6 protein-coding genes are annotated in these 6,285 nt (G+C 50.3%); 5 read left to right on the top strand and 1 reads right to left on the bottom strand.

The genetic code is table 11. The features are described from left to right. Position 1: 1 nt before the first annotated feature. Positions 2-439 carry a DUF4124 domain-containing protein gene (locus IQ22_RS18540; RefSeq protein ID WP_145144748.1) on the bottom strand — a complete coding sequence of 146 codons (438 nt, stop codon included), beginning with the start codon at positions 437-439 and terminating at the stop codon, positions 2-4. A 384-nt stretch (positions 440-823) separates the two neighbouring features. On the opposite strand from IQ22_RS18540, the gene IQ22_RS18545 reads away from it, so the two are divergent. The 5 genes from IQ22_RS18545 (at position 824) to msrQ (ending at position 5,970) form a co-directional block, all read left to right on the top strand. Then, a complete protein-coding gene (locus IQ22_RS18545; RefSeq protein ID WP_145144750.1) occupies positions 824-2,551 on the top strand; it encodes an acetolactate synthase 3 large subunit in 1,728 nt (575 codons plus the stop codon). A gap of 2 nt (positions 2,552-2,553) precedes the next feature. Beyond that, positions 2,554-3,045: an acetolactate synthase small subunit gene (gene ilvN / locus IQ22_RS18550; protein ID WP_145144752.1), complete on the top strand. Its 492-nt coding sequence runs from the start codon at positions 2,554-2,556 to the stop codon at positions 3,043-3,045. A 38-nt stretch (positions 3,046-3,083) separates the two neighbouring features. Further along, the gene (ilvC, locus tag IQ22_RS18555) at positions 3,084-4,100 is read left to right on the top strand and encodes a ketol-acid reductoisomerase (RefSeq protein ID WP_145144754.1); all 1,017 of its coding nucleotides are present in this window, start codon (positions 3,084-3,086) and stop codon (positions 4,098-4,100) included. Positions 4,101-4,262: 162 nt separating this feature from the next. Next, positions 4,263-5,111 (top strand): CDP-diacylglycerol--serine O-phosphatidyltransferase, encoded by an 849-nt coding sequence (pssA, locus tag IQ22_RS18560; protein WP_145144756.1) that lies wholly within the window; start codon positions 4,263-4,265, stop codon positions 5,109-5,111. A gap of 259 nt (positions 5,112-5,370) precedes the next feature. After that, on the top strand, positions 5,371-5,970 hold the full coding sequence (gene msrQ / locus IQ22_RS18565) for a protein-methionine-sulfoxide reductase heme-binding subunit MsrQ (RefSeq protein ID WP_145144758.1): 600 nt from the start codon (positions 5,371-5,373) through the stop codon (positions 5,968-5,970). Positions 5,971-6,285 lie beyond the last annotated feature (315 nt).

Below are 6,285 nucleotides of genomic sequence, written 5' to 3' on the forward strand. Positions count from 1 at the left end.
GTCAATCACAGTTCTTATGAATGGCAAACTCGGTCTCACTGATCCGCTGCTGGCGTTCCTCTTCAGTTAGACGACGCATTTCTCCTCGTCCCGCCTCAACCATAACGCGAGGATTGTTTCTTAGTTGAGCCAGATTGGTTCGGGCCGATTTGCAATAATCCTCACGCTGCTTTTCAGTCTGTTTAATCTCCTGTTTGATTTTTTGATCAATTATCTGTTGCTGCGGATTGTTAACAGCATCTGCCCCGCTTGAAGAGCCGGATGAGCCTGAAATGCCAGGCGCTGGCTTGAGTGTGAGGGCATCAGCTTCTCCTGTCGTTGGCGGTTGTGCGCTAAAGTGAGTAACACCCTGAGCATCGACCCATTTATAGACTTGAGCCGCCTCGATACTGCCAATCATGAGTAGGGTGCTGCTTATGGCTAAAAGTGTGCGCCACATGGGTAGACCTTCGAGCTAAAAAGAGAGATGCGTACTATAACGAAACTTGCCTTTCTAAAATGCGACTTGCATCAGCGCATAAATTTAGTGCAATGATGGCTTGACTTGCGCCACCTGAATGCGAAGAATTCAAAGTTCGCTGTAGAAATCCGGCCCAAAGCTGATTTCTCGGCAGACCATGAGGTGCCTACCCGCGCCGCCGCAGTCATACCCGTAACGCGTTACCTCGCGCTGGGTAGAAGTTTTCGGTAACTCTTGGAAACTTCTAACACGGCTTTCTTGGCAGCTGTTCGTCGGCGATCACCGTCGCCCATGCTCTGCCTAGCAGTCAACCAAATTCCGATTGCCCATGTGGGGCGCTCGTCTGTGTTGAAGAGGTGAAACGTGGAGCTCTTATCCGGCGCTGAAATGGTCGTCCGCTTCTTGCGTGATGAAGGCGTAAAGTATATTTATGGGTATCCAGGCGGCGCATTGCTGCACATTTACGATGCCCTGTTTAAGGAAAATGAAGTTACTCACATCCTGGTAAGGCACGAGCAATCTGCTACCCATATGGCAGATGGTTACGCCCGTGCTACTGGAAAGGCCGGTGTTGTGCTGGTGACCTCTGGTCCCGGTGCAACCAATGCGATCACAGGGATCGCAACGGCGTATATGGACTCCATACCCATGGTGGTTTTGTCTGGCCAGGTCGGTAGCAACATGATCGGCTCTGATGCGTTCCAGGAAGTCGATATGGTGGGTATCTCCCGCCCGATTGTGAAACATAGTTTCATGATCAAGCATCCATCTGAAATTCCTGAGGTCTTGAAAAAAGCCTTTTACCTGGCTGAGTCCGGCCGGCCAGGCCCAGTAGTGGTCGACATTCCTAAGGATATGACTAATCCGGCTGAAAAGTTCGAATACGTCTATCCGAAAAAGGTCAAGCTGCGCTCCTATAACCCTGCTATGCGCGGCCACAGTGGCCAGATCCGCAAGGCAGCAGAAATGATGCTCGCCGCTAAACGTCCCATTCTATATGCCGGAGGCGGCGTTATCATGGGCAATGGTTCGGCCCAACTGACCGAGCTGGCCAAGATGCTCAATCTGCCTGTAACCAATACTCTGATGGGGTTGGGGTCGTTTCCTGGGAGCGATCGACAGTTTCTCGGTATGTTAGGTATGCATGGCAGTTATACCGCTAACCTGGCCATGCACCACAGTGACGTAATTCTGGCCGTAGGTGCGCGTTTTGACGATCGCGTCATCAACGGTGCCAAGCGATTCTGTCCAAATGCCAAAATCATTCATGTTGATATCGATCCGGCATCGATTTCCAAGATGATCAAGGCTGATGTTCCGATTGTTGGGCCGGTAGATAGCGTACTGACCGAAATGGTCGCGATCCTCAAGGAGATTGGTGAGAAGCCAGCCGCAGAGGCGCAGGCCAATTGGTGGAAGCAGATCGAAGAGTGGCGTTCTTCTCAAGGCAGCCTGTTCCCGTATGACAAGGGCGATGGCAGTATCATCAAACCCCAGACAGTTATCGAGACGCTTTATGAAGTAACCCGAGGTGATGCTTACATCACCTCGGACGTTGGCCAGCATCAAATGTTTGCTGCGCAGTATTATTTGTACGACAAGCCCAACCGTTGGATCAACTCAGGTGGTCTTGGCACAATGGGCTTCGGTCTGCCAGCGGCAATGGGCGTTAAGCTTAACTTCCCGGATGTCGATGTCGCCTGCGTGACGGGGGAAGGTAGTATTCAGATGAATATTCAGGAGCTCTCTACCTGTCTGCAGTACGATCTGCCAGTCAAAATTGTTACGCTGAACAATCAGGCACTTGGGATGGTGCGTCAGTGGCAGGACATGCAATACAGCAGTCGCTACTCGCATTCCTATATGGAATCCATTCCAGACTTCGTAAAGCTGGCTGAAGCCTATGGCCACGTCGGTATGCGTATTACCCGTCTGGCCGATCTCAAGCCAATGATGGAAGAAGCGTTCGCGCTTAAGGACCGCTTGGTCTTCCTGGATATCCAGGTGGATACCAGCGAGCATGTCTACCCAATGCAGATCAGGGACGGCTCGATGCGTGACATGTGGCTGAGCAAGACGGAGCGGACTTAATCATGCGGCACATCATTTCCCTTCTGCTAGAAAACGAACCGGGAGCTCTGTCTCGAGTGGTAGGGCTGTTCTCCCAGCGTAACTATAATATTGAAAGTTTGACGGTGGCGCCTACCGAAGACCCGACGCTGTCGCGTCTGACACTGACTACTATTGGACATGATGAGACCATCGAGCAGATCACCAAAAACCTCAACAAGCTAATTGAGGTCGTGAAGCTGGTAAATCTGTCCGAGGGGGCTCACATTGAGCGGGAGCTATTACTGATCAAAGTAAAGGCTACCGGAGCGCAGCGTGCCGAGATCAAGCGCACCACCGATATTTTCCGAGGCCAGATCGTTGATGTGACCAGTAGTGTCTACACGATCCAGCTGGCAGGAACGAGTGAAAAACTGGATAACTTCATTCAAGCTATTGGATCGACCTCAGTACTAGAGGTCGTCCGCAGTGGCGTCACAGGGATCTCCCGCGGCGACAAAGCTCTGAGTATCTGATTAATACAGCCACGCGGCTATTTTTAGGAGAATTTTTAATGCGCGTTTACTACGATAAAGATTGTGATCTTTCCATTATTCAGAGCAAGAAAGTCGCTATCATCGGTTACGGTTCTCAGGGTCACGCTCACGCTAATAACCTGAAAGATTCCGGTGTGGATGTTGTAGTCGCTCTGCGACCAGGCTCAGCTTCTGCCAAGAAGGCTGAAGCGGCTGGCCTAACTGTTAAAAGCGTGCCAGAGGCTGTCAGTTCTTCCGATGTAATCATGATTCTGACTCCTGATGAGTTCCAGTCTCAGCTATACAAGAACGAAATCGAGCCGAACCTGAAGCAAGGCGCCACCTTGGCATTTGCTCATGGCTTTGCCATTCACTATAACCAGGTTGTGCCTCGTGCTGACTTGGATGTAATCATGATCGCGCCCAAGGCGCCAGGTCATACCGTGCGCTCCGAGTTTGTTAAGGGCGGTGGTATTCCTGATCTAATTGCCGTTTACCAGGATGCTTCCGGTAATGCTAAGAATGTCGCTCTATCCTACGCTTGTGGGGTAGGCGGTGGCCGTACCGGTATTATTGAAACTACATTCAAAGACGAAACTGAAACCGATCTTTTCGGTGAGCAGGCTGTTCTGTGTGGTGGCGCGGTTGAATTGGTAAAAGCAGGTTTCGAAACACTGGTTGAAGCCGGTTATGCTCCGGAAATGGCCTATTTCGAATGTCTGCATGAGCTAAAGCTGATTGTAGACCTTATGTATGAGGGCGGTATCGCCAACATGAACTACTCGATTTCCAATAATGCTGAGTACGGTGAATACGTAACTGGCCCGGAAATCATTAATGATGAATCTCGCCAGGCCATGCGCAACGCTCTGAAGCGTATCCAGAACGGTGAGTATGCGAAGATGTTCATCAGCGAGGGTGCTTCTAATTACCCATCGATGACGGCTTATCGCCGGAACAATGCTGCTCACGGCATTGAAAAAGTAGGCGAGCAACTGCGCGCTATGATGCCGTGGATTGCGTCTAACAAGATTGTCGATAAGAGCAAGAACTGATCGCTTTGAGCATTCGCTCCTGGTTTCAGTAACAAAAAACGCGGCTACGGCCGCGTTTTTTGTTATAGCGCTTCTTCTGCTATAAAAGCACTACTCCAGGTTTGGCTGAACCCTATTCAAAGGGGGTCGTCCAAGCTTTTAAGTTCTATGCAAGGAATCTTCATGAGCGAGCGTCCCGAAGAAACAACAGAGGCCAGTACCGAAAGTATCCTTCCGGTCGATGAGCATATCGAAGAGATTCGCGATGCCGAGGGGCGAAAGGTGAGGCGCCGAGGTGTCTATCTTCTGCCTAACTTGTTTACGACAGCGGCTTTATTTGCCGGCTTGTATTCAATTATCAAAGCTATTGCGGCCCAAACAGCCTTTATCCAAGGTCAGCATGATGTGGCCGCTACAGGATTTGCTGCCGCTGCTGCTGCTATTTTCATTGCCATGGTTCTTGATGGTTTGGATGGTAGGGTAGCGCGGCTGACTAATACCCAAAGTGCGTTTGGCGAACAGTATGATTCGCTCTCCGACATGGTGGCTTTTGGTGTCGCCCCAGCAATTCTTGCGTTTGAATGGGCATTAATTAGTTTAGGCAACGTGGGCTGGGCGGTCGCTTTCATCTATGTAGCGGGAGCAGCGCTTCGTTTGGCGCGCTTCAATACTCAAATTGGCTCCGTAGATAAGCGCTATTTTATTGGCTTGGCTAGCCCTTCGGCGGCTGCTCTGGTTGCAGGAACAGTATGGTGTTTTAGCGATTTCGGAATTCAAGGTTCGAAATTGTCGTTTCTTGTAGCATTCATGGTGGCCGCTGCTGGAATGCTCATGGTTAGTAACTTCAAATACTGGAGCTTTAAAACCTTGGATATGAAGGGGCGCGTACCCTTCGCTGTTATTCTATTGGCCGTTCTGGTGTTTGCAGTAATCTTTACTGACCCACCTCGCGTCTTGTTGTTAGGCTTTTTGGCCTATGCTGTGTCTGGTCCTGTCAAGGCGATTACCCGCTTCCGTCAGCGCTCGCATTAATTCTTCGAATAGCTCCCTGCAGTCGTCTAATTTAGCGCTACAGGGAGCCTAGTGCTTTCTAGGCTTTCCACTGCCCTTGTACTAATGTCTCCAGCGTGCCGGAATAAACAAAGCTGCTAAGCGCGCTCCGGTATTGTTACGTCTGCTATTAATTCAGTGTCTTTGCTGCATAAGGCTGACTTGCACTAACTCGCTAATGCCCATTTAAACCACTATTAATAGGAATAGGGCGGCTCAGGTAGGACAAGGGAGAACTGCCGTGATGTATATGATCTGGCGAGGAGGCGTATTTGCATCAGCGCTTTTATGCATAGGATTTTGGTTCTATCAGGCGTGGAGCTTTGCGCTAGGGCCTGACCCAGGCAAGATCATGATCGACCGCCTAGGTTTAGGCGCCCTCATATTACTACTGATTACGTTAAGCCTTAGTCCTCTATATTGGACAACACGTTGGAAAGGATGGCTGTTGGTGCGTCGCCAGTTAGGCTTGTGGGCCTTTGCCTACGCAGCGTTACATTTCTGTAGTTATCTCGTATTTGTCCTGGGTTTGGATCTTGCTCGATTAGGTATAGAGCTACAGAAAAGGCCTTATATTATTGTGGGGCTCGCTGCTTTTTTGTGTTTGTTGCCTATGGCTGTTACGTCTAATCAGGTAAGCATGCGCCGTCTGGGCCGTACCTGGAAACGCATACATCGCCTGGTTTATGTCGTATTAGGCTTAGCGCTACTGCATATGTTTTGGGTCATCAGGTCCGACATAAAAGAGTGGACTATTTATGCGGGGGCAGGCCTTCTTTTATTAATGCTGCGGATCCCCTTTATAACGGCACGCTTAAAGCAATACGGCCGTTCTGATTAATAATTCCAGATAACGCTTGACGCCCTGCCTGAGGGGCCTATAATGCGCCCACTTCCTTGCTGGGGTGGTTGGAAAAATCCTTGTAAATCAACGGTTTATCTAATTAGTCTAGCAGGCAGGTCCGTCTGGCGGGCCAGCCGGGAAGGCGGGTAGCGGTTGACAAGCCCCTGGGTTTGTGTAGAATACGCCTCCCGCTGCCAAGACGAGAGATCGCCCTGGCAGGCTGACAAGGTTTCCGGAAGACAAAATGATCTGAAAGAAATGCTTGACAGAACATGAGGTTAGCGTAGAATGCGCGCCTCGGTTGAGACAAGG

This window comes from Pseudomonas duriflava, from assembly GCF_007830155.1.
Lineage (GTDB): Bacteria > Pseudomonadota > Gammaproteobacteria > Pseudomonadales > Pseudomonadaceae > Chryseomonas > Chryseomonas duriflava.

Coding starts and splice junctions, on each gene's coding strand:
- IQ22_RS18540 (WP_145144748.1), bottom strand. CDS start 439: ATGTGGCGCACACTTTTAGCCATAAGCAGCACCCTACTCATGATTGGC.
- ilvN (WP_145144752.1), top strand. CDS start 2,554: ATGCGGCACATCATTTCCCTTCTGCTAGAAAACGAACCGGGAGCTCTG.
- ilvC (WP_145144754.1), top strand. CDS start 3,084: ATGCGCGTTTACTACGATAAAGATTGTGATCTTTCCATTATTCAGAGC.
- pssA (WP_145144756.1), top strand. CDS start 4,263: ATGAGCGAGCGTCCCGAAGAAACAACAGAGGCCAGTACCGAAAGTATC.